This window comes from Streptomyces sp. NPDC002643 (assembly GCF_053592555.1).
On sequence record NZ_JBSFVY010000018.1, the window covers coordinates 51454 to 78444 of the forward strand.

Genomic DNA, 26991 nt, shown 5'->3' on the forward strand with positions numbered 1-26991 from the left:
AGATCCGGGAGAAGACCCGGGATCAGCTCGGATCAGGGAGTCCGGCAGAGCACGCTGCCGATCCACAGGTCACCGGACGGACGGTAGGCGTAGGTGCCGTCGACGGGCGTGCCGCCGATGGAGTAGCAGGCGTCGGCCGCGAACTGGTAGGCCTGGGTCTGGCCGATGCCGGCCTTGCCCTCGACCCTCACCTCGGCGGCGGCCGCGGGCAGCGCGGCCGCGCCCACGGCGGCTCCGGCGATCGCCAGGGTGGCGAGGCCTCGCCTGGCCCAGGAGACACGGGGGGTGGTCGTCCTCACGGGACTCTCCTTCTCTGCGGTTCTTCACTGTGGTCCGGAACGCCGTCATCGGTGCTCCGGAATGGATTACTTGTGCGGAAACTTGAGATCTACGGCGCGAAAGACACAGCGGCGCACAGAGGCGAATGCCGTCGGTCCAGCGCCCGTTACGCGCGTGGGGCGGCGGTCAGCCGGCCATGCCGGAGAGCAGCACCCACTCGCCCGGGACGGAGTTGCCGATGGTCTTCTCGCAGTGCAGCAGCTGCACGCCCTGCTTCTCCAGCTTGGCCAACTCGGCGGCGCAGGCCTCAGGGGAGCTGTAGTAGCCGTGGGTCGTGGCCGCGGAGGCCGGGGAGGCGATCGCGAGCCCGAGGCCGACTGCCGCTGCCGCGCTCGCGGCGATCAGGCTGAGTTTCTTGCGCATGTGTCGTTCCCTTCGTGCGGTGTGCCGTCGGGAGAGCCGACGGACCCGCGTCGTGTGTGTGGGGGGGAGTGGGGGGGGTCGGTGCGACCCCCGCCCCTCTGTGAGACAACATGCATCAGATCGATGATCTCGGTCAAGTTGTCTCACAAATCTTCCACGCGACTCTGTGCTCTTCATGGGCTTCTGCGGGGCGCGGGCCGGTCTGGCGTCCGTTTTGGGTGGCGAGGTCACCGGGGGGTGAGTGTCGGGCTTTGGCGGGCCTGTCGGGCCTTGCCGGGCCTTGCCGGGCCTTGCCGGGTCTTGCCGGGTCTTGCCGGGTCTGTCGGGCCCGCCGGGCCGCCTGTGCCGCCGTATCGACCTCCGGCGCTTGACAGTTGTCAGATTGCGGGTAATCTGACAACTGTCAGAGGGTCCTTCTGGTCCTTCTGGCCGCAGAAGCCACGCCACCCCCGGCATAAGGAAAAGAATCATGGCCGACGCCAAGAGCACCGTCCTCAAGGTCGCCGCCGAACTCCTCGGCGACAAGGACCTTTCCGCCATCGACCGCTGGCTCGCCGCCGACTACAAGCAGCACAGCCCCACCGCGGGCGACGGCCCGGAGCCGCTGCGCGAGTTGATCGCGTCCGTCCCGGAGGGCTTCCGTCACGAGGTGCACCGGGTCGTCGCCGACGGCGACATGGTCGCTCTGCACGCCACCTACCACGGCGTAGGCCCTGTCCCGCTGGTCGCCTTCGATGTCTTCCGGGTCGACGAGAACGGCAAGGTGGCCGAGCACTGGGACGCCCTGACCCCGCGGGTCGCGGACACGGTCTCCGGGCGTTCGCAGACCGACGGCCCCACCGAGATCACCGACCTGGACAGGACGGACGCCAACCGTGCCCTGGTGACGGAGTTCGCCGAGAGGGTCCTCGTCGGCGGCGACCACTCCGCCCTGGCCGACTATGTCGCCGATGACTGCCGGCAGCACACCCCCGAGGCCGCCGACGGACGCGACGGCTTCGCCGCCGCCGCGGCCAAGTGGGCCGAGCAGGGCAAGTCCCTCGTCCACAAGAAGGTCCATCACGTCATCGCCGAAGGAGACTTCGCCCTGGTGATGTCCGAGGGCGAGTTCGGCGAACCCGCCGCCCTGTACAGCCTGTTCCGCGTGGCCGACGGCAAGATCGCCGAGCACTGGGGCATCGTCATGCCCGTCCCGGCCGATATGCCGCACGGCAACGGCCTGTTCTGACCGGGACGATCGCACGGCGTCGACCGCATCCCCCACACGGTTGACGCGCCCGTCGGACGGCGGCACCGCAGCCGCGATCGGTGAAACGCGTGTCGGGCGAGGCCGCGGTACTCGCCGCCTCCGCGGCTCGCGGCCGCGTCGCGGCGTCCAGCGGTCCGGATGGCTTCCCCCCACGATTCGCCATCCGCACACCGCTGTCGCACCCACCCTTCGCGGCCCTCGCGGCACTCTGCGCAGCCCGCGCCCCCGGGGGCGGGCCGCCGTCCGACACTTCCGAAGGCCCGCCGGTGAGGCGAGGCCACACCCACGAGACAGGAAAGAGCACTCCCATGCAGACCCAGACGATGAAGGCCGCGCGGATACACCGGCAGGGGCCCCCGGAGGAACTCGTCTACGAAGACGTGCCCGTACCCGCACCCGGTCCGGGCGAAGTGCTCGTCCGCAACGAGGCCGCGGGCATCAACTTCGCCGACATCGAGCGCCGCCGCGCCGGCTACTACCCCGTGCCGGTGACCGAACTGCCCCACATCCTGGGCGGCGAGTACGCGGGGGAGGTCGTCGCGGTGGGTGACCAAGTCTCCGGCGTGAAGGTCGGGGACAGGGTCTGCGGCATCGTCGACACCCATCGCTCCAGCTGTTACGCCCAGTACGTCGTGGCGGTGGCCGACGACGTGTACGCGCTGCCGGCCGGTATCGAGTACGCCGACGCACCGGCGCTGCTGATCCAGGGCCTCACGGCGTACTTCCTCGTGCGCGACGGTGTACGCCTCGCCAAGGGCGAGTCCGTCCTGGTCCTCGCCGCCGCCGGCGGGGTCGGCACCCTAGCCGTGCAGCTGGCCCGGATCATGGGAGCGGGTCGGGTCATCGGCGCGGCCAGCACGCCGGAGAAGCGACGCCTGGTCCTCGACCTGGGCGCGGACGCCACCGTCGACTACACGCAACCGGAGTGGAACGCCCAGGTGCGCGCCGCCACCGACGGCCGGGGGGTGGACGGGGCGCTGGTCAGCTCCGGCGGTGAGGCCCTCGGCCAGACGCTGGCGAGCCTGGCGCCCCGCGCCCGCGTGGCGATGTACGGGACCGCGAACGGGGAGATGCCGGCCGTCGACTTCGTGGCCGAGGCCGCTGCCGGCCGGCTCCTGATGAACCAGAGTCTGGGCCTGTTCAGCCTGTACTACTACCAGGCCCACGCCCGCGGCGAGATGCGGCAGGCTCTCGACGAACTGGCCGGATACGTCCGCGACGGGAGTCTGCGGCTCGGCCTCGGCCGGAAGCTGCCGCTGTCGGCGGCGGCCGAGGCCCACCGCCTGATCGAGACCCGCCAGACCACGGGCAAGGTGGTCCTGCTGCCGTGGGCGGAGTGACGGGCGCGGCGACGATGCCAGCCATTGTTGGAAGTTCCAGAAAGCGGCCGTCTAATGATCACCGTGTCATGAGCCACTGAACCACCAAGGAAACAGGGGCACTTCCTGCGAGTGCCCCTGAGTCCGGTCTGCTTCCGGGCGCTTGGCCGGCGTCTCCGATCCCCCCCACCGAAAGGCTCTCCATGAAGACCCCTGTCTCGGCGGTGTCCGCCGCCGCTGTCGGCGTCGCGGCCTGCGCGCTGCTCAGCGTCCCCGCCACCACGTTCGTCGCCGCCCCCGACGCCGCGGCCGAGTCCTCCACCTCCTCCGTGATCGCCGGCAGCGCCCTCCACGACGCCCTGGCCGACGGCACGACGGTCGGCACGCTGGACTACTGCGAGCCGAAGGCCAACGACGGGCCCTGCGTCTGACCGGTCGGCCGACGGGTCAACTCCCCTGCCGGGTCGGCCGAATCAATCGGTCGACCAGGCAGGACGGCCCACACGCGCTGAGGCGTAAGGACGGTGAGGGCGCGGTATGAGCGCGTCGCACGCACTGGTGGTGTCGCTGCGCGAGTCGGGCACCCATCCGCTGAGAGAAGCCGTGACCCGGTTCGGCTACACCCTCTACGGAGAGGTCACCGCCGACGTGGGTGCCCAGCCGAGGCTGACGGGTGAGACGCTGTGGCGGGCGCTGACCACGGTCCTCGACGACGAGGAACCGCACCGGCTCACCGAGAGCCAGGACCGGGCCGCGGTCGACGCGGTCGTCGCCGACGCGGTGGCCGCCTACTACGGGGCCTGGCGCACCCGGCTCGGCGTGCCCTGGCGGGGGCCCGCGAAGGAGGCTCCGCCGGACCGGCTCGTCGCCAAAATCCTCGCGGCGGGCACCGCCCGCCGCTTCGCGGAGACTCCCGGCGGCGTCTGCTGGTTCCTTCACCAGCTCGACCCGCACCGGGTCGACGAGCGGTTCCTGAACGAGTGGCTGGACACCGGCAGCCCACGGATCGCCTTCAACTACCGCGATCACCGCGACGTCCTGCTCTCCATGGTCGACTTCCTCGCCGCCGAGACCGGCCGCGGGGTCGGCCACTTCACCGACCACCGCGTCTACCGCGGGTGTGGGGGGTGGCGCTTGGGGGAAACGAGACAGGGTTTCTTGAAAGTGAAAGTAACAGGAGGGATACCTGTCGTGGATGGCTTTCCGGTGAAGATCTCGTGTGGTGGGTTTGCCGTGCGAATGGCGCCAGTTGGTGCCGATAGGCGCCATTCGTCCCACTTGCGGAAGTACGCGTCGTAGATCGAGATCGTCGACGTGTTGCCCTTCTTGTCGGTGACCTTGGCGCGCAGCGAGACGGACTTGCCCTTCGCCGGGTTCTGCACGGTGACCTTGCCGTGGGAGACCGTTGCCTTCTTCCAGGTGTGGCCGTGGTCGTACGACGCCCACACCACCAGGGACTTGAGGTTGCCGCCCCCGGCGGGCCCCTCGACGGTGACCGGGAAGGTGGCCTTCGGGCCGGTCACCGTGCCGTCCAGGCCGGTGGCCGGGCTGAAGCGGACCGAGGAGGCCGGGAGGCGGACGCCGTCGGCGCCGGTCTTCTTCGAGCGGAACGTCCAGGTGGCGTCGGTGCGGGTGGAGACGGCCGACAGCCGGGCGGAGCGCTTGACCGAGGTCGTCAGCCTGTACGCGGCCTCACCCGCCGGGACCTTGAAGGAGGTGCCGGTGACGAGCGGGGCGCGGCGGGTGGCGACCTTCTTGCCGTCGCGGTAGAGCGTCGTCGTCGCGGAGGTGATGTCCGAGTCGCCGGAGTGGCCCGCGCTGTCGGTGAACGGGGGCAGTTCGCCCGAGATCGTGTTCCCGTCGCGGCGGACACCGCTGTCGGTGCCGGACGCCATCCGCGGGCCGAAGACCGCGGTGTTGAAGCGGAGTCGGTAGGTACGGCCCGCCTTGGGCGTCAGATAGTCCTCGACCGAGGAGACCACCTCGGAGACCGGCTTGCCGTCCTCGTCCTTCTTCCCGGAGTACTGGTAGAAGTCGGGCCGCCACTGGGCGCCGCCGACGGCCGACACATGGTACGTGCGGGTGCCAGGCAGCTGCTGCGGGACCTCGGCGGCGAAGCCGGACCGGTAGCCGAAGCCGTCGGGCACGATGGCGGTGAGCGCGATCCCGCCGGTCTTCCCCGGCACCGAGGAGCCCATGCCGACCTTCAGCGTGGCGAACTCGGACGCCTTGTAGTGGTGGACGTACGCCCCCTTGATCTCCTTCACGGGCTCGGCGGCCACGATGTCGTACTCGGTGTTGCCGCTCGTGGTCCACTGTCCGGACCAGTTCTGGGACAGGTTGTCGACCTTCGGGCCGATGTGCGCGAGCCGGATGTCGGAGAAGGAGCGCAGGATGACGCCGTTGCCGTTCTGTCCGCTCGGCCCCGCGTAGTACTTGTACGACACCCATGCGTTGATCTGCTCGGCCTGGGGGTCGGGCACCGTGATGTCGGGTGACTTCGCCTTGTTCAGGTCCAGCGTGACCGTCATGTCCTTGGTGACCTTCAGCCTGGGCGCGAGAAGCCAGTCCAGGCCGCCCTCGTAGGTCTCCAGGTTCTTCGCGCTGGCCGACTCCAGCATGTACGAGCCGGGCGCCACCCGGAGGGTGACGGTGTCGTTCGTGTGTTCGTCGGTGAGGGTCGCGGTCTGCTCCGGGCTGTCGATCGACAGCAGGGAGGCGCGGTGCTGCGGGGTCTGCCCGGGGCGGTTGACGTACTTGAGCGTGAGGTCGTAGTGCTCGGTCTCACGGATGACGCCCAGCGGTGTGGTGACGCTCTGGCCGTCGCCCGTGGCCGTCACGCGGCCCGACCAGCCGCCGTCGAGCTTGCCGCCCAGCCGGGTGTTCACGGTGACGTCGACCGAGGCGCTGCCGCCGGCCGGCACGGTGACCTGGTCCGCGCCGAGGGAGAGGAAGCCCGCGGGGGCCGCCTTGTACTTGGGGTCGTGGGCGGTGCCGGTGAGGTTCAGCGTGATGGCCTTCGTCCCGCTGTTGCGGTACGTCAGCTTCCGGGTGACCGGGGTGTCGTCGGTGTGCGGCCACTGCTGGAGGGGCAGGTCCAGCGAGGCCGGCTCGGCCACCACCGTCTGCGCCACGGCCCGGTCCACGCGGATCTGGCCCGCGCCACCCTGGAACGCCGTGTACGAGCCGCCCCGCGCGGAGGCGATGAGCGAGGTCTTCAGCTGGGTGTACGTCCAGTCGGGGTGCTGCTGCTTGAGAAGGGCGGCGGCACCGGCGACATGCGGGGTCGCCATCGACGTACCCGAGATCGTCACATACCCGGCGGGCTTCTCACCGACCTCCTTGGCGATGAGGCTTCCCTTGGCCGAGGCCGCGGTGATCGCCACGCCGGGTGCGGTGACGTCCGGCTTGAGCGCGCCGTCGACGGTCGGGCCCCGGCTGGAGAAGACGCCCAGCTTGCCCTTGCCGTCCACCGCGCCGACCGTCAGCGCGTCGGCGGCGCTGCCCGGGGAGCCCACGGTCCGGTCGCCACCCTCGCCCTCGTTGCCGGAGGCGATGGTGAACAGGATGCCCTTCTCCTTGGAGAGCTTGTTCACCTCGGCCTCCAGCGGGTCCACACCGGGGGTGTCCTCGCCGCCCAGGCTGAGGTTGACGATGTCGGCGCCCTGCGCGGCGGCCCACTCCATCCCCGCGAGGATCGAGGAGTCCTCGCCGCCGCCCTCGTCGCCCAGCACCTTCGCGTTGAGCAACTTCGCGCCCGGCGCGACGCCCGCGTACTTCCCCTTGGACTTGGCGCCCGTACCGGCCACGATCGACGCGACGTGCGTGCCGTGCCCGAAGCGGTCGGTGGTGCCCCTGGAAGCGGTGAAGTTCCTGGCCGCGATCACCTGGTTCCTGAGGTCCGGGTGGGTCGTGTCGATGCCCGTGTCGAGCACGGCGACCTTCACGCCCTTGCCGTCCAGGCCCTTCGCGTGCGCGGCCGGGGCGCCGATCTGCGGCACGGACGTGTCGAGGGCGACCTTGCGGATGCCGTCCAGCCAGACGCGGGAGACGCCGGGGGCGAGGGTGTCGCCCCGGGTGACCGCGCCGCCGTTGGTGACGGCGTCCCACAGTTCGGGCGTGTCCTGCCGGGGCGTCCGGACGGCGTCCGCGTTGAGGGTTCGGAAGGCCGACCGCAGTGTTCCGGTGTCCCGGACGTCGGACTTGGCCGTCCTCGCCGTGCCCCGGTAGCCGACGATGACCTTCAGACCGCTCTTCCGGCTCCCGCGGTCGGCCACCTTGGTCAGCTCGGTGACGTCGAACAACCGCTGGTCCAGCCTGCCGTTCGCCACCAGCGGGGCCGCGTCCATCGGCACGACCAGGGTGTGACCGCCGACGGTCCGCACCTGCACGGGCACGCGCTCGCGCCCCTTGGCCCGCTGCACGCCGACGACCTGGTTCCTTCTGTCGAGGCTCACACGGTCGCCGGTGATGAGGGTGACATGGCGGGAGCCGCTGCCTGCCGGGTCCCCGGCGGCGCCCTCGGCGGCCTGCCAGGCGGTCGGTTCGGCGGTCGTACCGGCCGGTGTCGCCTCGGCCGTGGCGGTCGGGCCCGCGCCGGTCAGGCCGGTGGTGAGTGCCGCCGTCGCGGCCACGGCCGCGCCGGCGGCACTTCTCGCGCGCTTGCGCAAGGGTCCCCCTCTTGGAGTGTGTCGAGCGATCTGCTGGGATGTGCTGGCGCGGCGGTGATCCGCAGGGTCCTCCGGGGCTGCTGGGATCTCCGCCGCCGACACCGAGGCTGGCAAGCGGAACGTTGATGCACAGCCCCCTCCATCAGGCGAAACAATTCGGAACCCGTCGTACCGGACCGGCCTCAACCCGGGTGAGCCCGATCCGCAGGAAGAGGTTGGCGCGTGGGACGTCCCGAAAGACCACTCGACCCGGAGTCCGGGCCCGTGCAGCAGCTCGCGCACGGACTGCGTGAACTGCGCCGCGCCGTGGGCAGCCCGTCGTACCAGGCCATGGCGAAGACGGCCGGCTGCTCCGCGACGACACTGTCCCGGGCGGCGGCCGGCGTGCGGCTGCCCTCGCTCGACGTCCTGCGCGGATACGTACGGGCCTGCGGCGGCGACATCGAGGAGTGGGAGACGCGCTGGAAGGAGGCCGAGGCCGCCGACACGGCCCCGGTACCGACGGCGACCGAGGACGCCCCCAGCCCGCCGTACCGGGGGCTCGCCCGCTTCGAACCCGCGGACCGGCATCTGTTCTTCGGCCGCGACCGGGTGACCGAGGACCTGGGCGCTCTGGTGCGCGACCACCGGCTCGCGGTGCTGTTCGGGGCGTCGGGCAGCGGGAAGTCGTCGCTGCTGCGGGCGGGCCTGATCCCCCTGCTGCGGGAGCGGGCCGGGCGCCACGACGGTGACGGCGGGCGGCCGCCGGCGCTGCGCGTCCTCACACCGGGGGCGCGGCCCGCCGCCACCTACTGCCATCTGCTGGCGCCCGCCGAGGGGGAGCCGGAGAGCTGGGTGGTGGTCGACCAGTTCGAGGAGGTGTTCACGCTCTGCCACGACCAGGCCGAGCGGGCCCGGTTCATCGACCTGGTGCTGGCGGCGAGGGACCCGCGCAGCCGGCTGCGCGTACTGATCGCCGTACGCGCGGACTTCTACCCCCGCTGCCTGGAGCACCGGGGCCTCGCGGACGCATTGCGCGGCGCCGCGCTCGCCCTCGGCCCGATGACGGCCGACGAACTGCGCGAGGCCGTCGTCAAGCCCGCCGCGACCGCCGGTCTGCTGGTGGAACGGGAGCTGACCGCCCGCCTCGTCGACGAGATCCTCGACGAACCCGGCGCGCTGCCGATGCTCTCCCACGCCCTGCTGGAGACCTGGCGGCGCCGTCGCAGCCGGATGCTGAGCCTGGCCGCGTACGAGGCGGCCGGCGGGGTACGCGGCGCGATCGCGGCGACCGCCGAGGAGGTCTACGGCACGCTCGACCCCGAGGAGAGGGCCGCCGCACGCCGGCTGCTGCTGCGGATGGTGGAGCCCGGGGGAGAGCCCGCCGGCCCCCATGGCCAGGGGGCGGGCGGAACCACCGCCGACACCCGCCGCCCGCTGAGCCGCGCCGAACTCGACGAGTGGGCCGACCCAGTGGTGCCCGGCGTCGTCGAACGGCTGGCCGGGGCCCGGCTGCTCACCGCCGACGAGGACGGCGTCCAGCTCACCCACGAGGCGCTGATCAGCTGCTGGCCGAGGCTGGCCGGGTGGCTGGAGGAGGACCGGGAGCGGCTGCGCCATCACCGGCGGCTGGCGGAGGCGGCCCGCGCCTGGCTGGAGGCCGACCGGGACCCCGGCGCCCTCTGGCGCGGCACCCGGCTCGACCTCGCGCGCGAAGGGTTCACGCACGACGACCTGCTCACCGCGGCCGAGCGGGACTTCCTCGCCGCCGCCCTGGAGGCGCGCGACGCGGAACACCGTACGGCCGCACGGGCCGCGCGCCGCTCCCGGCTGCTGCTCACCACGCTGTCCGCCGTCGTCGCGGTGGCCGTGGCCGTCGGGCTGGTCGCGGTGACGCAGGCCCGCGCGGGCGAGCGCCAGCGCACGGAGGCCGCTGCCCGCCGGGCCGCCGCTGTCGCCGACTCCCTCCGTACGACCGACCCGCGCACCGCGATGCGGCTGAGCGCCGCCGCCTGGCGGCTGGCCGCGCTGCCCGAGTCACGCCGCGCCCTGCTCGGCGCCCTCGCCCAGCCCGAACTGGACACCTTCACCGCCCCCCAGCCGAGCGGCATGTCGACGGACCACCTCGTCGACTCGGGCCGGTCCCTGCTCGGCGTCGACGACCGGACCTGGCGTACCTGGGACGTGGCGACCCACCGCCGCACCGCCTCCGGAACCCTGCCCGCCGGCGCCCAGCTGTTCGCCACCGGGCCCGACGCGCACACGCTCGCGCTCGTCGTGGACGACGGCATCCGGCTGTGGGACACCGAACGGGACCGCTGGGTGGGGGAGTCCCGTCCGCGGCCCCGCCGGACCACGTATCTCGCATTCGGCGGCAGCGGGCGCGCCTATGTGGTGGGCGATGTCCGGGCTGACGGGGCCGACGGGATCGACGGCCGGGTGGAGCTGCGTTCCGTCGCCGACGGCCGGCTGCTGTTCGCCACGGAGGTGCCCGGTGGGGCCCAGGTCGCCCCGAGCCCCGACGACCGGTATGTGGCCCTCTGTCCCGCCGGGAAGGCGCCCAGGGTCTTCGACACCGGAGATGGCCACGAGATCACCGGTGCCTGGCAGAACGCCGACGGGCTGTGCGGCGACGGCGTACGGCTGCTGTTCGGCGGCGCCCGGGGCGCGGCCCAGCGGTTCGCCGCCGTCGACGCGAACGGCGTGAGCGTCTGGGACACCGCGACCCGGCGCGAGGTCGCCACCCTCTCCGACCCGGAGGTGACCTCCGCCGTGTTCAGCGCGGACGGGGCGTTCCTGGCGACGGCCAACGACACGGAGATCAAGGTCTGGCGGCCGGCGTCCCCCGACGCCCCGGTGTTCCGCCGCCCCCTCGACGAACAGCAGGCATACGGCACCCTCGCCTGGAACCCGGCCCACACCACCCTGCGCTACCTGGACGTCAACACCGTCCACTCCTTCGACACCACGACCGCCACCACATCGGCGTGGCGCGACGAGGCCCTGGCCGACACCCTGCTCTCCCCGAACGGCGACACGGTGGCCACCGCACGGCTCACCGGCGACGGCTACCGCTTCGAGCTGCGGGGGACCGCCGAGGACCGCGGCACCGGCGGCGGGGACGACACCCGCGGCGGCTCCGGAACACGGGTCCTCCCCTCCGTGCCGCTGCCCGGCCCCGCCGACCCCGAACGGCCCGTCGTGGCGCGGGAGACGGCGCCGCTGATGGCGTTCAGCCCCGACGGCGAGATGTTCGCGTACGGGGCCTCGGCCCTCGCACAGGACCCTGCCGAGCAGCGGATCACCGTCTGGGACGTGGCCCGCGGCCGGGTCCTGGCCACCCTGCGGACGGCACCGGAGCGGCCGTCCGCCGACAGTGTGCTCTCGATCGCGCTCGGCCCCGGTGGCCGCACCCTGTACGCCGTCCGCCAGAACGCCGAAGGCGGTGCGGTGAACGAGGTGTGGAACGTGACCCGGGGCCGCCGGTCGGGTGTGGTGGCGAAGCCGGCGGGCTCCCTGCTCGCGGTCCGCCCCGACGGCCGGCTGCTCGCCGGCGAGAACCGCGCCGTCCGCCTTCCCTCCGGCCGTCCCACGGACCTGGGCCCGGACCCGGACGACGGGATCACGGCGCTCGCCTTCACCGCCGACGGCACCCGCCTCGCCGCGGGTGACCGCTCCCGCCGCGTCACCCTCTGGGACGGCGACCTGAGTGACCACACGGACATCCTGCGTGACGCCTTCCCCGACGCCCCGGCGGGCAGCCCGGAGGAGATCGGCTCCGTGGCCCTGAGCCCGGACGGCGGCACCCTCGCCGTCGGCGGCGACGAGGGCACACTCCAACTCTGGGACCTCGACACCCGCCAACCCCTGGGCGGCCCCCTCCCCACCCCCGGCGAGGCGATCACCTCCCTCGCCTTCGCCCCCGACGGCCAGACCCTGTACGCGAGCGGCACCCACGTCCCCGTCCAGCGGTACGACCTCGACTCCGCCCACGCGCTCCGACGCGTCTGCGCCCGCGCGGGCGGCCAGGACATGACCCGGACCACGTGGCGGACGTACCTGCCGGACGCCACGTACCGGAAGGTGTGCGACGACCGCTGAGCGCCGCGTTCGGTGACCTGACGCGCATCGGCTCCGCCGCAAAGATCCGCGGTGCCGTCCTGATGGAATACCGGACGCCCCCGCGGGCCGAGGTCTGAGACCTCGGTCTTGGGGGCTTCGCGCACCGGAATCGGCACCGTTCTGGGCCGCTCGAAGCGGTTGTCGAAGTCCTGTGCTCCGAAGGTCCGCATGGATCGCCGCTGCTCGGGCCGCGGGAACGGTACGTAGTTCGTCACCGGACGTCAGGGGCCATCGGCGCCGGACCTCATCGAACGTCACCGGACGCGGCCTGTCGTACGGTCATGTGTTCGGCAACCAGGGCGCGAGCGCGGCGTCGACCCGGTTGGCCACCAAGTCCTTCTCAAGGCGCATGCCGAGCAGGAAGCGCCGGAAGAGCAGCGGGCCGATGATACGGGCGATGAGATCTGTGGCGTGCTCCGGGACGCCGGAGCGGAGTTCACCGCGTTCGACGGCGACAGCCGGCGCGCGGGCGAAGTCCTCGTCGGCCCGGCCGAAGGACTCCTCGCGGATGCGCCGTGCCTCCTCGTCCCGATCGGCCCGCTGGATGACCGTGGCGAGGACCGACACGGGCCTTGGCTGGTTGAGCCGAAGAGCCAGCTGTTCCAGCTGGTTCACCAGTTGGGCGCGGACGGGGGTGCCGTCGAAGGAGAGCCGAGGGCGGACCTCGTTGGCGAGTGCGTCGAGGCGCGCGGCGCTTCGCGCCGGCAGGCCGGCACCGTCACGAACTTGTCGCCGGCGGCGCCGGCTGTTCCGGGGGCGGCCAGGCCGCTGAGCAGGGTCCCTACGGCGAGTACGGAAATGGCGATCTTGTGCTTCAGGCTGAGCGCCGCACTCCATCGACCCCGACGAGAGCGCGCGGGCCGAACTGACCATGGTCCTGGGACACGACGACCTCGCCCAGGACGCCACCCGCACCTCCAACCGGCTGCGCGGACTGTCCACCTCCCTCCACCCGGCCCTCGAACGCGTCCTCGGGCCCCGCCTGCGACACCCGGTCGTCCTGGCCCTGCTGCAGACCTACGGCTCCCCTGCCCGGCTGGCCCAGGCCGGCCCCGAGCAGGTCGCGCAGGTCATGCTCCAGGCGGCCCCGCGGAGGCGCAGCGCCCACAGCGTGGCGGAGCAGATCACCGCCGCCCTGGCCATGCGCGGCGTACGTCAGCCGGTACTCGCTCCCCGAGGGCGTCACGAGCCAGACCTACATCCCGCGCACCTGGATCATCGGCGACTCCACCCGGCCCGACCACCAGGCCACCGCCGATCCGGCGGCCCGGCCGGTGACCGGCCGCGACACCCCGAAGGTCACGGTCTCCTGACAGAGGCTGTCGCCCGAGGAGTCGACCGCCTGCGTCGGCCTGGTGGAGTACGGCGACGACACCACAACGCTCGGCCGGACCCTTGTGACGGTCACGACCGCTCCGTAGCCGACAGAGTCCGCCCCGGGGTGACGGTGCCACCGCCCGGGCACACCGGCCCGCACCCCGCACGCCGGCGGCCGCTCGGCGCCGGCCGCGTCTCTCCGGTGAGGTGCCCGGCGGCGGGTCCACCGCACCCGCACCGCTCGACCACACGCGCCGAGTCCCCAAAGCCCCGTCGCTCGGCCGCAAGTCCGTAACCAGCCGTGGGGATATCCCCATGGTTCACGGTAGTTGACCGGGTGACGGTGGACCTTCGAGTAGCGTCCGGGCATTCGCACCACTGGTTTCCCCACCCCCCATCCCATCGGAGACCACCTCGCATGTCCTCTGCGACAAACGCAGCCGGCTCCGGCCTGCCGGACGCCCGATGTACCAGCCCCGCTCCCACCGTCCTGATGGACGACCAAGTCCTCGCGGACTTTCTCGGCGCTGCCGTCGGTGAGTGCCAACTCATCACCCCCGAGGTCCCATTGCCCTGCTTCGCGCTGTTGCTGGGCACCGCCGAGGGGACGACATACCACGTACGGAGCATCGCCTTCGGCTGAAACGCCCGTACCAGTGACCCAGCGGCTCGACGGGAGTTCCGCGAGACGATCGTGCCGAGTTTCCGCCTACGAGAACGAACGCCGCGGCTGGTGGATGGATTCCCGCGACCTTCTCCGGGCCTCCCACAAGGCCGACGCTCCGGACATGGATCTGCTCGGCTCCATTCACATGCACCCGGACTGGCACCGCCTCGGCCCGCCGTCGGAACGGGGGCAGCCGCTCAGCGAGCGTCCGACTCCCATGGACCGCCATCTCTTCAGCCGGGCCGGATGGCCCCTCAACATCATCTGCTACCTGGAGCGTCGAGGCGACTCCTTCTACCACGCCCTGGCGGCCTGGGCTCCGCCTCCCCAGCAGGTCTCCGAGGGCACCGGGTTCGCCGGGCCCATGGGGAGCACCGAGTGGGATCGTCCGCCGACGTACCGACGGGTCGTTGAGCGCCGTGGCGGCGACCGTCGCTGCCGCGGCTGACCGATGACCGAGGACCGGATGCCCAGGCCGGCTGAATGGTGCCGTAGTCACACAGCGTTCAGCGACACCGGCGACGCCGTGACGATGCGTCTCGATCACGAACCAGGCTGCTCCGGCGCCCATCACAGCGGTCGCCGCGAGGGAGGGCGCGGGCCGCGGTCCCCGCGGTGCCGCTCCGCTGCGATCGGCGGCCAGAACAGGCCACACCGCCAGGAGCGCGAAGCCGACCGCGGCGGACGAACCGTGACGCATGGAGCCCCCACTGCTCGCGCTTCGCCCAGCAGACACCAGGGGGTTCGTGCTCACGGGACTCTCCTTCCGTGACACCCGGGGGGCCCACCTCAGTCGACGGTGTCCCCGCCCGCCCAGTCACGGATGAGCCCGATGGTGCGCCCGGGCCGCTCCTCGTGCAGATAGTGGCCGGTGCGGGACCAGTGGTCGACGCGTGAGCCGGGCACCCACAGTGTGCCGCGCTCCCACTCGGCGGCCTCCGCGGACGTCCACACGGTCAACGCGGGCTGCGGTCGCAGGCGCAGATGCGCCTCACTGTATGGACGGACGCCCACGGCGCCGGGGTCGGTGTACATGCCCGCGTAGGCCTGGGCGACGACGTGGTCCGGGGTGCCGAGCATGGTGCGGATGTGCGCGGTGCGCAGGCCGGGCGGCGCCTGCGCGGAGAAGGCGCCGGCCACGAAGGAGGCGGCGGCACGGGCACCGTGCTTGCGGTACTCGGCGAGCCGGCCGGGGATCGTCACGACCTCCGCCTCGTCGGCGCCGTGGGCGGGATCGAGGGCGATGACCGACCGTACGGCCTTCGGGTGGCGGACGGCGAGCAGGTTGACGACCTGGACACCCATGGAGTGACCGACGGCGACGACCGGCCCGACGCCGAGGGAGTTGAGGAGCGCGGCCAGGTCCTCCGCCATCTCCGCCGGGGTGTTGCCCTCGTCCGGTACCTCGGAGCGGCCGTGGCCGCGCAGATCCGGGACGAGGACGCGGAACCGGTCGGCCAGCGCCTCCGCGTGCGGCGACCACTCCCGTCCGTCGCCGCCCCAGCCGTGCACCAGCAGCAGTGCGGGGGCGGTGTCCGTACCGAGCGGCCCGAGGGAGGTGCAGAAGAGGCGGATGCGGCCGAGGTCGAGCAGTGTCATGAGTGGTCGTCCGGGGTGGTGCGATACGTGGCGTGGGCGAAGTCCGCGTGCACGCCGGAGCCGTCGAGGTCCTGGACGCAGAGTCCCAGCACCGCGCCGGTGAAAGCGAGGCCCCTCAGCTGTCCGTCATGGAACTCGTCGGCGTGCTCGTCCGAGAGGACGGTCGCGTCGAGGGCCGGGCCCAGAGCCTTGGGACCCTCGCCACCCGTCCCGTACGAGAAGTGCGGCCCGGGGCCGTCGAGTTCGGCGCGCAGCGCGACGGGGCGCCCGGGTGCCAGGGGGAGCATGGGCGGGTGCGCGGTGAGCATCCCGGCCTCGCAGCTCAGCGCCCGCAGCACCGGAGAGCCGTCGTCCTCGGCGGTGACGTACAGGTAGTGCCAGTCGCGGGTGTTGTAGTAGGCGGTGAGCCCGGCCAGGTGGTCCGGGGTGAGGGGAGCGAAGGCCACCTCCGTCAGGCCACCGGTTGCAGGGCGGTCGCCCGGCCCGGCACACACCGGCCGCGCTCGCCGTAGGGACGAGCGGCGATATTCGCGGCATACCACCGGCCGTCCTGGGCTTCGACCAGCGAGCAGTGTCCGGCCTTCCGCAGCTCCAGCTTCGGATCGTGCCGGGAGGTGAGCAGCAGCTTCCCCGAGGCCCGGTCGTACTCCTGTAGTTCGATGCCGGCGAACGACTCCTGATCCGGCCGCCAGTTCACCAGGTCCCGGGAATGGTGGATGCGCATCCCCGGATACCACTCGAAGGCGGAGGCGGCGATGTAGAAGCCGTCGCCGACCCGCAGGATCACGGGGTCGGGTTCGAATCCGCGCAGGACGGGGTTGTGGATCACGAGAAGCTCCGCCGGTGGCACATCGGGCCGGGGCAGGGATCAGAGGGTGAACAGGAGGGTGCCGAAGCCGACGTGGTCGCACTGGAAGGCCGCGCCCTCCGGCCGGATCGTCTGGATGGCGGAGTAGGTCCAGGGCGTCGCCACACTGCGGCGCTTGACGTAGTGGTTGTGGACCATCTCGTAGATGGGGCGGAGTTTGCCGCGCTCCACGGTGGAGATGGAGTTGTACGTGGCCTGGCAGGAGCCCCAGACCGCGTACGGGACATCGTTGCCCAGGTTGTACTTCGCGGTGTACTCGAAGCCGGCGAGCAGCCGGTTCGAGGAAGTGGCGTAGAGGTCCTGGCCCTGTATCCAGGCGATCTCGCAGGCCTCCGCCATACTGCCGAGGATGAGCTGGGTGTGGGCCTGGTCGCGTCCGCTGTCCACACACTGTCCGGTACTGCTCAGCACGCGGGTGAGCTTGCAGCAGCTGTGGTTGTTGAAGGCGTTGACGGCGGCGTCGTAGACGGAGGTGTCGTTGCAGAACACGCCCATGGCCATCATGGCCTTGATGCAGTTGGTGCCCCAGCCCGCGTCGCCGAAGGTGTTGACCAGCGGGATGAAGACGTTCTTGAACAGGTTCTCGGTCTGGGTGATCTCGGCCGCCGACCAGCTGCCGGACGGGGCGGTGTAGCGCATCAGCTCCGCCGCCGCCGCGAGCTTGAAACCGTAGATGGAGGCCGCGAGCTGGGCGTCCTTGCCGATGATCGAGGTCAGCGTGGACGACCAGCCCTTGATGATCTGCAGCGCCTTGGTGGCGTGCGCGGTGGTGCCGGTGAGGTTCCACATCAGCGCGTTCTGGTAGGCGGCGTTGCAGTCGTTCCAGAGTTCGTAGTTGTGCAGTTCGGTGCTACCGCGGTCGACGGTGGCGTACGGGCCCTTCATCGTGTACGTCGACTGCGAGTACTGGTCGGCCTTGAAGACGTTCCAGCCACTGAGCCAGGGCTCGGTGTTCGCGGCGATCCGGGTCTTCATCCGCTGGATGTCGGAGAGCGTGTGCAGCACTCCGGGGTGGCTGAAGGACGTGATGGCCTGGGCCGGGGTGGTGAGGGCGGCTCCGGTGGCCGCCGCCGCGGTGCCGACGGCGGTGATCTGGAGGAAGCGGCGTCGGGTGGGGGTGACGCCGGAGACGGACTCGGGGGAGGCGGGCTGGGGGGAGGAGGGGGACTGCGGCTCTTCCATGGATTTCCTCTTTCACTCGGCGCTGAGTGCGGAAAACGGATACGGAACGTGGAGAGCGGAACGCGGGATATGGAAAGCGGGATGTGGAAGGTGGAAAGAGGGCGCGGGAAACCGGGAAACCGGCGTGGGCGCCCCGGCCGAGGTGATCGCGCTACTTGAGGCTGCCCATGAGGATTCCGCTGCGCCAGTACTTCTGGAGCGCGAACATGAAGACCGCCAGCGGAATGATCGACAGCAGGGACCCGGTGAGGACGAGCGTGTTCATGTCGCGGGCGCTCTGGGCCTGCTGGAGCCAGGAGTAGAGGCCCAGGGTCACGGGGAACGTGCGCTCGCCGTTGAGCATGAACAGGGGCAGGAAGAAGTTGTTCCAGATATTGACGAAGTCGAGCATGAAGATCGTGATGCCGCCGGTCCGCATCAGTCGCAGGGCGACCGAGAAGAAGATCCGGACCTCACCGGCGCCGTCGATACGGGCCGCCTCCATCAGTTCCGTGGGCACGGAGCTGTCGGCGTACACCTTGCCGAGGTAGACCCCGAACGGGTTGATGAAGTACGGGATCAGCACCGACCAGATGGTGTTGGTGAGGCCGATCTCCGCGAAGACCAGATACAGCGGGAACGCCAGCAGGGTGCTCGGCAGCAGTGATGCCCCGACGATGACGGCGAAAAGGGCGCCCCGGCCCCGGAAGCCGAACTTCGACAGCCCGTACCCGGCGGCGAGCGAGACCAGTGTGGAGCCCAACGCTCCGAGGGTGGAGTAGAGGACGGAGTTGCCCACCCAGCGGAAGAACACCCCGTCGTGGTAGGCCGAGATGGCCTGAAGGTTGTCGCCGAGGTGGTTGGTGGAGAACCACAGGCCGAAGGTGGAGTAGAGGTCGGTCTGGTTCTTGGTGGCGGAGACCAGCAGGAACCAGGTGGGGGCGAGCGAGTACAGCAGGAAGATCACCAGCAGGCCGGTGGTGAGGACCACCGCGCGGCGGGAGGGGCGTGCGCCGCCTCCGGAGGATTCCGGGGCCTTCGTGGCCCGTACGGCCGGGGCGGCGCTGCTCATGACACCTTCCTGTTCGTGACGCGGTAGAAGACGAAGGCGAGGATGCCGGTGACGACGGCCAGCACCAGTGACTCGGCGGCGGCGTACTGGTAGTCGCCGACCTTGAAGGCCTTGTCGTAGATCTCCATCATCGGCGTGAAGTCGGTGTTGATGGACTCGGGGGCGATCTGCCGCATGATCAGCGGCTCACCGAACAGCTGGAGCCGTCCGATCAGCGAGAACATCCCGGTCAGGACGAGAATCCCGGTGATGTTGGGGATCTTGATCGACCAGGCGATCCGCCACTCCCGCGCCCCGTCCAGCCGCGCCGCCTCGTACAGCTCGCGGGGCAGTGCCTGCAGCGAGGCGGAGATCAGGATCATGTTGAAGCCGATTCCCTGCCAGGTGAGCAGATTGCCGAGCGAGAGATAGGTGTTCAGACCGCCGAAGAAGGTGATCTCGGTGCCGGCGCGCTCGGCGATGTCCAGCAGTGGGCTGCCCGTGGGGCTGTAGAGGAACAGCCACATCAGGGTGGAGACCACGGCGGGCACGACGTAGGGAATGAGCAGTCCGGCGCGGAAGAAGCGCACCGCCCTGGCGGCGACGCCGTCCAGCAGCAGGGCCAGCAGCAGGGCGATGCCCAGCATCACCGCGATCTGCGCGGTGCCGAACAGCAGGGTGCGGCCCATGCTCGCCCAGAAGGCACTGTCCGTCAGGACCGAGGCGAAGTTGGCGAAGCCGGTGTAGACGACCCGTGTCGGGCCGAAGCCGAGGCCGGTGCTCTTCTTCTCGTGCAGGCTCTGGCTGAAGGCGTAGCCGATCGGCACGACGTAGGTGGCGAGGAAGCCCAGCAGGAAGGGCAGGGCGAACAGCAGCCCCTTGTAGGCTCCCCGGCTCCCGGCCCGGCGGGGGGAGGACCGCCGGGCCGGGGAGTCGTTCGCGACCTTCGCGGGTCGCGTCAGGGTGGACACGGGTGTCTCCAGATGAGGGTGAGGGGGAGGCGTCCCGACGGGACCCGGTCGCCCGGGTCCCGGCAGGGACTCAGCTGCCCGCGACGGCCTTGATGCCCTTGTCGTTGAGGTCGTCGACGGTCCACTTCTCGATGCTGGTCAGCATCTCCTCGACCGTGAGCTCCTTCTTCATGACCTTGCCCCACTGCTTCTGCATCTCGGAGTACATGGCCGCGTAGTTGGGGCCGTACTGCCACTGCTCGCCGACCAGGGACGCGGACTTGGTGATCACCTCGGCGCTGTCCGACTTCCCGTTGAACATGTCCGTCGGGATGATCTTGTCGACGTACGGGGAGACGTCGGTGACCGCCGGGAAGAGCCCGGACTTGGAGGCGGGGTCGGTGAGCGTCGTCAGCGACTCCTTGCTGCTGGACAGCCAGGCGGCGAACTCGGCGGCCCGGTCCGGGTACTCGCAGCCCTTGAGCACACCCAGGGTGTCGAAGTTGCTGGAGGTCCGCGGCTGCGCCGTGTCGAACACGGGGGAGTCGGCGAGCTGCCACTTGCCCCTGGACTTGGGGAAGTTGGTGTCGTAGATCGGCAGCTGCCAGGTCGAGGTGGTCATCGCGATGGTCGTGCCGAGGTCCCAGGTCTTGAAGACGCCGGGGTCGGCGTAGGAGGCGTTGGAGGCGAGGTCGTTGTCCACCAGCCGCTGGACGATGTCACCGGCCTTCAGGGCCTCGGGAGAGGTGAAGTCGACCACCCAGTGATCGCCTTCCACCTTGTACCACTGGGCCCCCGCCTCCCAGGACAGGTCGACCAGGGTGGACGGGTCCTCGCCGGCCATGTTGAAGATCTTGACCTTCTTGTTCTTCTTCTGCGCCGCCTTGCCGGCCGCGATCAGGTCGTCCCAGGTCTTGGGCGCCTCGATGCCGTACTTCTCGAACAGGTCGGCGCGGTAGGCGGTGAACAGCGGCGAGGAGCCCATCGGGATGCCGAAGGTGGTGCCGCCGGGGCTGACCGCGTTCCAGGCCGCCGGCGTGTACGTGTCCTTGTACCGCGCGGCGACATCGCTGATGTCGGTGAGCAGGCCGTCGGCGGCGAAGCTCGCCAGGTTCATCCCGTCCATCTTGGACAGGCAGGGGGCGGTACCGGCGTTCACCGCGGCCCGCAGCTTCTGGTAGGCGGTTTCTCCGGCCGCGTTGACGAAGGTGACCTGGGTGTCGGGGTGGGCCTTGTTCCACACCTTCGTCTGGGCCTCGATGCCGTCGGTCCAGCTCCAGAACTCCAGAGTGACCTTGCCCTTCGTCGCCTTCGTGGGCTTTGCGGAGGAGTCGGAGTCGTCGCCGCTCCCACAGGCGGCCAGCAGGAGGGACAGGGAAGCGGCGGCGGCCACCGAGGCGAGGGCTCGCTTGCGGAACTGGGACATCGGGTCCTCCACGAAGGGAATGGGGACGGCGCTCATGGTGGGGGAACCGGCGCGGTCAGCGGTGGGGCAGGGCGGGGACGCGGTGCGTTTCCCTGGGACGGTAACCGTTTGCCGTGGACCGTAAGGCGGGAGGGGCGCACACCACAAGAGGGGGCGGCGGGATTGTTTCGTCAAACTTTCCACAACGTTGCCTGTCGGGGGCTTCGCCTGCTGTTTTTCTCGCGAGGTAACTTTGGGTAGTTGTGTGGGGTTGGTCAGGTTACTGCCGTCCGCCTGTTGACCTGCCGGGTCGGGGCTCCCTAGCGTGGAATACGTTTACATCACTCTCGCGCTTCCCCTTGCTTTTCCCTCGTCCCTCTTCCCCCGGCACCGTCCATGCCAGAAGCAGGAGCCCATGCCCACGCCACCGCCGCCCACCGCCGTGTTCGCGATGAACCCGGAGCATCTGCACGAGCTGTTCCCGCCGCCCCTCATGGCCCGGCTGAGGGAACTCGTGACGGTCGACCCCGGCCTCGTCGTCCAGGACTTCACCGATCCGGCCGCGAGGCGCGCGCTGACGGCGGCCGAGGTGCTGATCACGGGCTGGGGCTGTCCCCACCTCGGCGCCGAGGTGCTGGACGCCGCCCCCCGGCTGCGTACCGTCCTGCACACGGGCGGCAGCGTGCGCAGCATGATCGGGGACGCGTTCTGGGAACGTGGGCTGACCATCTCCAGTGCCGTGGAGGCCAACGCGCTGCCCGTCGCGGAGTACACGCTCGCCGCGATCCTGTTCGCCGGCAAGGACGCCTTCGGGCTCCGGGAGCGCTTCCGGGCCGAGCATGTCCACCCCGCCCCGGACGAGTACGCGGCGGTCGGCAACCTCGGTCGGCGGATCGGCGTCATCGGCGCCTCCCGGGTGGGCCGCCGGGTGCTGGAACTGCTGCGGCCCTTCGACTTCTCGGTCAGCCTGTACGACCCGTACGCGGACGAGGCCATGGCGACGGCCCTCGGTGCCGTGCCGCTGCCCCTCGACGAACTGCTGCGCACCAGCGACATCGTCACCGTGCACGCGCCGGAGATCCCAAAGACCCATCGGATGCTCAGCCGGGAACGTCTTGCGCTGATCCCCGACGGAGGTGTACTGATCAACACCTCGCGCGGTTCCCTCATCGATCCCGAGGCCCTGACCGACGAGCTGGTCAGCGGCCGGATCGGCGCGGTCCTGGACGTGACCGACCCCGAGCCGCTGCCCGCGGACTCCCCCCTCTACCGGCTGCCCAACGTCTTCCTCACCCCGCACATCGCCGGCTCCCTCGGCAATGAACTGGCACGCCTCGGCGGCACCGCCGTCACGGAGCTGGAACGTCTCGCCGGGGGCCTCCCACCCGCCCACGCGGTCCGCCGCGCGGAACTGGCGACCAGCGCCTGAACCCTGCCTCTGACCCTTGCCTCTGACCGCCGCGAGGGCGGACAGACGAACCAGGAAGCTTGTGAAAGGAACCCGCACATGTCCGCATCCGAATCCCTCCGGGGCGCATCCCGCCACAGCGGATCGCCCCAGGGCGCCTCCGCCCAGAGCGCGCCCGCGCAGGACGCCTCCGACCGGAGAACCCCCGCCGAGAGCACACCCCTGCGGCGCAGATCCCTCCTCAGAGCGGCCGCCGCGACCACGACCGCCGTCGCCGCCGGCTGGTGCTGGCAGGTGGCACCGGCCCACGCCGAGCAGGCGGAGGGCGTCGTCACCGGCGCACAGGACGGGGTGGCCGACCCGGCCGGCGCGCTCGACACGCTGCTCCTCGGCGACACCGCGTCGGAGACGGCGCACGGCCTGACCGCCACCCTCTCCGACGTGGTGACCGGAGGCCTCGACCAGCCCGCCCGGGTGCTGAACCCGAAGGAGACCGGCGGATTCTGGGGCGGCACCCTCGCCGCGACCATGGCCTGCCGCCCCAAGGGCACCACCTACGTGACGATCAAGCTCTGGGGTTCGGACGCCGGCGAGGAGCTGGGCCGGCTCCAGCTGTTCGCCGAGGGCAAGCAGGTCGGCCACTACCACCTCGGAGCCGTCGACCCGCTCGACATCGCGGGCCATGACCCGCGTACACCGGAGCGCTTCTACTTCCACACCCTCCCGCTGCCCGCCGAGCTCACCGAGGGCCGGAGCACCGTCGGCCTGGAGATCCGCGCCATGGGCCGGATCGCGGGATACGCGCAGTCCGCCGCCGACTACTACAAGCCCATGACGGGCCCGAGTCGCGGCGTCTACCGCCTCTACACCCACGACGAGCCGTACTTCGAGCTCGCCGACGACGACCCGACCGGCACCCTGCCCGAGGCCGGGGCACGCCCCTCCCCGGGCCCCGAGGTCGTCGACGCGGTCAACGCCCGGGTGGTCGCCCAGGCCGCCGCCGAGGCCTCGCGCACCGCGCCGCAGCTGGACCTGTGGTACCTGGAGTTCCTGGCCCGCGCCTACGCGATGCCGTCCACCGCGGCGTACGGCGACAGCGCGGTGCCTCTGCAGATCACCAGCAGCCTGGACGCGCTGTACTGGAAGTACCTCGGCGACCAGAAGGTGATGACGGACTCCAGCCAGCAGTGGATGGGCCTGGGCCGCATGGGCCTCGTCCTGCTCCAGATCGGCGACGGCGCGCTTCAGCCGCTGCTGGACGAGCCCGTCATCGGCTCCCCGGGCACGATCGCCAACTCCGGGTTCGAGTTCGGCGGCGCCCTCCCCACCGGCTGGCGCTCGGTGACCTGGGCGGGCAAGGGCACCGTCACCCGTGACACCACGGTCGCGCGGAGCGGCTCGGCCTCGACGAAGGTGACCATCCCGACCTCGGGCACGGTCGGCCTCGCCCCCGGCGCGAAGATCCCGGTGGAGCAGGGCACCTACACCTACGGCGCGTGGATCAGGACCGACGGCGTGGGCACCAACGGCGCCTACCTCGACGTGCTCTTCTTCACCGCCTCGGGCGCCCTGGTCGGCGGCGACAACAAGTTCTACGCCGCCGCGGGCACCCACGACTGGGAGCACGTCACCGCCACCCTCACCACCCCCGCCACCGCCACCCAGGTCGAGGTGCAGGTGCGCCTCGCGACCGCGGGCACCGCCTGGTTCGACGACCTGACCCTCACCCCGCCCGCCACGGCCACCGCCAAGCCCGTCGTACGGCGGGACGCCTGGACGAAGATGCTGCTGGACAGCCGCGAATACTGGCGGCAGCGGTTCCCGCAGTACACCAACCAGGCCATCATCTGCGCCCTCGGCCTCTACCTGGCAGACCGGGGCCTGAGCTTCCTCGGCTCCGCCGACGCCTGGGGCGAGACCAAGGCCCGCGACTACATCCACCAGTCCGTGGGCCTGACCCCCTGGCTCGGTCCCGAGAACGCCGACGGCACCCCCACAAAGCCCCTCGGCGGCTCGTACCACCAGGTCAGCGAGGCCGGCATCTCCAAGGAGCTCGGCTACGCCGGGAACTACGGCGAACTCCAGGAGTGGCTCTCCCTCGTCTACGACGCGGTCATCGGCATCGGCGGCGTCGAGGACGACGAACTGCGCGACCACCTGGTCAAGATGGCCAAGGCACGGATGGTCTTCCGCCACCCCGCGCTGGACGCCGACGGCTACCGGACCATGCGGATCGAGGCCGTCGTCGGCTGGCGGGACCCCGAGTACCCCGGCAAGGTCGCCTACGACGAGGGCGACAAGTGGGACGGGCACCCGCTGCGGCTCGCCGCGCTGCTGAAGGACCCGGACCTCACCGCGTACGCCAAGCAGTCCATCGCCGACAACCAGTTCTTCCACGTGCTCAAGGAGACCTACGACCTGGGTGCCTCCGCACGGACCAACCTCAACCTGCTGTCCACCGCCGACGACTACGCCTACATCAGCGGTGCCTCCGGCAGCGGGGCGAAGCTGCCGATGACGCCGGGCCGGCCGGACCTCGTCTTCAGCGACGAGGACAACGGCCTGGTCGCGGTCAAGCACGGCGACGAGATCCTCTACGCCTCGCTGTACTGGCGGGCCCGCTGGGGCGTCAACCGGCTCGCCCGCGTCCACCACATCACCGCCGACGGCGTCGAGCGCTCGGCGACCGTGTGGCAGGACGTGAAGTACGTCCCCGACGGCCGCGCCCACACCGAGCCCGACTGGGTCAACTTCGAGTTCGCCGTGGGCGACCTGAACATCCCCGACGGGGGCTTCGCGCCCCCCGGGGACACCCTGCACCAGGCGTGGGCCGGGCAGGTGCTGCCGTTGGCCAAGGCGCCCGGCGACGTGCCGGACTCCCCGGTCGGGACGGAGACGCCGTTCGTGGGGCGCGCCTCCTTCTACCGGTGCGTGTACGGCCCGTACCTGATCGCCATGAACACCACCAAGAACCGCGACCACACCTTCAGCACGAAGGGCTTCGGCGCTTCCGTGAACCTCGTCAGCGGTGCGAAGGTGGGTGGCAACGCCGAGTTGTGCGTCAAGCCGGGCACCACGGTGGTGCTGCGCAGGCGCTGACGGTCCCGGGCCGGCGCGGGCTCCGGGCCGGTGCGTGGCGCGCGGGTCCCCGCACCCACCACGCACCGGCCGGGCCGGGCGAAGCTCTCGACGACAGTCGGGAAAACGTTTACCCTGAGGTTGGCGCATTGCCGCCTTCTCCCTCGGCGGGAGGTGCCCGACGCAGTGACTTCGAGGTGTGACGGTGAACGGAAACAGTCCTCGGCCGGCCACTGACCCCAGGCAGACCAAGCGGCGGCGGGTCGGCGACCGGCCCAGCACGATCCGCGATGTCGCCGCGGAGGCCGGTGTCTCGGTGGCGACGGTGTCCCGCACCCTCGCCGGCAGCCACCCGGTGTCCGACGCCACCCGCACCCGCGTCATGACCGCGGTGAAGTCACTGCACTACGTCGTGAACGTCCACGCCAAGGCCCTGTCCGGACGGGTGGCCGGCCCGATCGCGCTGGTCATCAAGGACATCACCGGGCCGTCCCTCGCCCAGGTCGCGGCGGGCGTGGAGAAGGAGGCGGCAGAGCGCGGAAGGCTGAGTCTGGTCTGTGCCACCTACGGCGACCCGGACCGTGAGGGCGATCTGATCCAGCTGATGCGCGAACAGCACGCCGGCGCCGTCCTCCTGGTCGGTGGAGTGGTGGAGGACGACGCCTACCACGAGCGCACGGCCGAGTACGCCAGGGCCCTGGACGCAGCGGGCTCCCGGCTGGTGCTCGTCGGCCGCCCACCACTGCCCGGCGCCCTTCCGGTGACGGTCGTCGAGTACGACAACCGAGGGAGCGCCTTCCACGCCACCGACCACCTCCTCGTGGCCGGTCACCGGCGCATCCTCTTCCTGGGCGGCACCTCCGGGCTGAGCACCGCCGAGCAGCGCCGGGACGGCCATCTGCACGCGCTGCGCGCCCACGGTGTGCCCTACGCCGAGGAACTCGACGTGCCCGGGCCGTACTCCCGGGTCTCGGGCTACCAGCGCACCCGGGAGGCCCTGAACGCCGGCCTGGACTTCACGGCGGTCTTCGCGGGCACCGACGTGGTGGCGACCGGCGCGCTCGCCGCCCTGCGCGAGGCCGGTCTCGACGTCCCCGGTGACATCTCGCTCGTGGGCTTCGACGACGTTCCCTTCGCCGCCGACCTCAGTCCCGCCCTCACCACGGTCCGAGTGCCCTACGAGGACCTGGGCCGCACCGCGGTCCGCCTGGCACTGGAGCGCGAGGAACTCCCGGCCGCCGACGACCACGTGGTGCTGAACACTCAGCTGATGATCCGGCAGTCGGTGCGGACGCTGCGATGACGGATGCGCCGCGGCGACGTGCGGGCGTGGTGCGGTCACGGATGCGGCGCGGCGACGTGGCGGGCGCGGTGCGGTCACGGATGCGCCGTGCCCGTGGGAAGAGGTGATGCCGTGGCGACAGCCCACCGGAGAAGCGGGCTGTC

General features: G+C 71.1%; 22 protein-coding genes. 9 read left to right on the forward strand and 13 right to left on the reverse strand.

Annotated elements, in window-relative coordinates:
- Positions 1–32 precede the first annotated feature (32 nt).
- Both ACWD4G_RS26390 and ACWD4G_RS26395 read right to left on the reverse strand, forming a co-directional pair.
- Positions 33–299, reverse strand: a complete 267-nt coding sequence (locus ACWD4G_RS26390; RefSeq protein WP_451297503.1) for a hypothetical protein — start codon at positions 297–299, stop codon at positions 33–35.
- Between the two features lie 166 nt (positions 300–465).
- On the reverse strand, positions 466–702 hold the full coding sequence (locus tag ACWD4G_RS26395) for a hypothetical protein (RefSeq protein WP_451297504.1): 237 nt from the start codon (positions 700–702) through the stop codon (positions 466–468).
- 469 nt (positions 703–1171) lie between these two features.
- On the opposite strand from ACWD4G_RS26395, the gene ACWD4G_RS26400 reads away from it, so the two are divergent.
- From ACWD4G_RS26400 to ACWD4G_RS26410, 3 genes are all read left to right on the forward strand, one after another.
- A complete protein-coding gene (locus ACWD4G_RS26400) occupies positions 1172–1930 on the forward strand; it encodes a nuclear transport factor 2 family protein (protein WP_451297506.1) in 759 nt (252 codons plus the stop codon).
- 329 nt (positions 1931–2259) lie between these two features.
- Positions 2260–3291: a quinone oxidoreductase family protein gene (locus tag ACWD4G_RS26405; protein WP_451297508.1), complete on the forward strand. Its 1032-nt coding sequence runs from the start codon at positions 2260–2262 to the stop codon at positions 3289–3291.
- 182 nt (positions 3292–3473) lie between these two features.
- A complete protein-coding gene (locus ACWD4G_RS26410) occupies positions 3474–3701 on the forward strand; it encodes a hypothetical protein (protein ID WP_451297510.1) in 228 nt (75 codons plus the stop codon).
- A 678-nt stretch (positions 3702–4379) separates the two neighbouring features.
- Here the strand turns inward: ACWD4G_RS26410 and ACWD4G_RS26415 are convergent.
- Entirely contained in the window at positions 4380–7940 is a 3561-nt protein-coding gene (locus ACWD4G_RS26415) for a S8 family peptidase (RefSeq protein ID WP_451297512.1), read from the reverse strand.
- 222 nt (positions 7941–8162) lie between these two features.
- Here ACWD4G_RS26415 and ACWD4G_RS26420 point away from each other — a divergent pair, with 222 nt between their 5' ends.
- Complete coding sequence (locus ACWD4G_RS26420; RefSeq protein ID WP_451297514.1) at positions 8163–12020, forward strand: nSTAND1 domain-containing NTPase; 3858 nt, start codon at positions 8163–8165, stop codon at positions 12018–12020.
- A gap of 300 nt (positions 12021–12320) precedes the next feature.
- On the opposite strand, the gene ACWD4G_RS26425 is transcribed toward ACWD4G_RS26420, so the two are convergent.
- The 3 genes from ACWD4G_RS26425 to ACWD4G_RS26435 are packed head-to-tail and all read right to left on the reverse strand — an operon-like array spanning position 12321 to position 13449.
- Positions 12321–12914, reverse strand: a complete 594-nt coding sequence (locus ACWD4G_RS26425) for a TetR/AcrR family transcriptional regulator C-terminal ligand-binding domain-containing protein (RefSeq protein ID WP_451297516.1) — start codon at positions 12912–12914, stop codon at positions 12321–12323.
- The gene (locus ACWD4G_RS26430) at positions 12856–13227 is read right to left on the reverse strand and encodes a hypothetical protein (protein WP_451297518.1); all 372 of its coding nucleotides are present in this window, start codon (positions 13225–13227) and stop codon (positions 12856–12858) included. Before ACWD4G_RS26430 ends, ACWD4G_RS26425 begins: the two co-directional genes overlap by 59 nt.
- A 9-nt stretch (positions 13228–13236) precedes the next feature.
- On the reverse strand, positions 13237–13449 hold the full coding sequence (locus tag ACWD4G_RS26435) for a hypothetical protein (RefSeq protein ID WP_451297520.1): 213 nt from the start codon (positions 13447–13449) through the stop codon (positions 13237–13239).
- Between the two features lie 402 nt (positions 13450–13851).
- Here ACWD4G_RS26435 and ACWD4G_RS26440 point away from each other — a divergent pair, with 402 nt between their 5' ends.
- Together ACWD4G_RS26440 and ACWD4G_RS26445 are read left to right on the forward strand one after the other, a co-directional pair.
- Positions 13852–14001: a hypothetical protein gene (locus tag ACWD4G_RS26440; protein ID WP_451297522.1), complete on the forward strand. Its 150-nt coding sequence runs from the start codon at positions 13852–13854 to the stop codon at positions 13999–14001.
- 145 nt (positions 14002–14146) lie between these two features.
- On the forward strand, positions 14147–14473 hold the full coding sequence (locus ACWD4G_RS26445; RefSeq protein WP_451297524.1) for a hypothetical protein: 327 nt from the start codon (positions 14147–14149) through the stop codon (positions 14471–14473).
- 341 nt (positions 14474–14814) lie between these two features.
- On the opposite strand, the gene ACWD4G_RS26450 is transcribed toward ACWD4G_RS26445, so the two are convergent.
- The 7 genes from ACWD4G_RS26450 to ACWD4G_RS26480 all read right to left on the reverse strand — a co-directional run bounded on the left by ACWD4G_RS26450 (position 14815) and on the right by ACWD4G_RS26480 (position 21116).
- Positions 14815–15624, reverse strand: coding sequence for an alpha/beta fold hydrolase (locus tag ACWD4G_RS26450; RefSeq protein WP_451297526.1), 810 nt, complete (start codon positions 15622–15624; stop codon positions 14815–14817).
- Positions 15621–16070 (reverse strand): beta-xylosidase family glycoside hydrolase, encoded by a 450-nt coding sequence (locus ACWD4G_RS26455; RefSeq protein ID WP_451297528.1) that lies wholly within the window; start codon positions 16068–16070, stop codon positions 15621–15623. The genes ACWD4G_RS26450 and ACWD4G_RS26455 overlap by 4 nt, the downstream gene beginning before the upstream one ends.
- A 5-nt stretch (positions 16071–16075) precedes the next feature.
- Entirely contained in the window at positions 16076–16453 is a 378-nt protein-coding gene (locus tag ACWD4G_RS26460; protein WP_451297530.1) for a family 43 glycosylhydrolase, read from the reverse strand.
- A gap of 39 nt (positions 16454–16492) precedes the next feature.
- Complete coding sequence (locus tag ACWD4G_RS26465; RefSeq protein WP_451297532.1) at positions 16493–17674, reverse strand: alginate lyase family protein; 1182 nt, start codon at positions 17672–17674, stop codon at positions 16493–16495.
- A 151-nt stretch (positions 17675–17825) separates the two neighbouring features.
- A complete protein-coding gene (locus tag ACWD4G_RS26470; RefSeq protein ID WP_451297534.1) occupies positions 17826–18725 on the reverse strand; it encodes a carbohydrate ABC transporter permease in 900 nt (299 codons plus the stop codon).
- Complete coding sequence (locus tag ACWD4G_RS26475) at positions 18722–19675, reverse strand: carbohydrate ABC transporter permease (RefSeq protein ID WP_451297536.1); 954 nt, start codon at positions 19673–19675, stop codon at positions 18722–18724. Before ACWD4G_RS26475 ends, ACWD4G_RS26470 begins: the two co-directional genes overlap by 4 nt.
- Positions 19676–19745: 70 nt before the next feature.
- Positions 19746–21116, reverse strand: a complete 1371-nt coding sequence (locus tag ACWD4G_RS26480; RefSeq protein ID WP_451297538.1) for an ABC transporter substrate-binding protein — start codon at positions 21114–21116, stop codon at positions 19746–19748.
- Positions 21117–21474: 358 nt separating this feature from the next.
- Between ACWD4G_RS26480 and ACWD4G_RS26485 the strand changes: the two genes are divergently transcribed.
- The 3 genes from ACWD4G_RS26485 (at position 21475) to ACWD4G_RS26495 (ending at position 26848) form a co-directional block, all read left to right on the forward strand.
- Complete coding sequence (locus ACWD4G_RS26485) at positions 21475–22488, forward strand: hydroxyacid dehydrogenase (protein WP_451297540.1); 1014 nt, start codon at positions 21475–21477, stop codon at positions 22486–22488.
- Between the two features lie 78 nt (positions 22489–22566).
- On the forward strand, positions 22567–25566 hold the full coding sequence (locus ACWD4G_RS26490) for a Tat pathway signal protein (protein WP_451297542.1): 3000 nt from the start codon (positions 22567–22569) through the stop codon (positions 25564–25566).
- Between the two features lie 178 nt (positions 25567–25744).
- The gene (locus ACWD4G_RS26495; protein ID WP_451297544.1) at positions 25745–26848 is read left to right on the forward strand and encodes a LacI family DNA-binding transcriptional regulator; all 1104 of its coding nucleotides are present in this window, start codon (positions 25745–25747) and stop codon (positions 26846–26848) included.
- Positions 26849–26991: the final 143 nt, after the last annotated feature.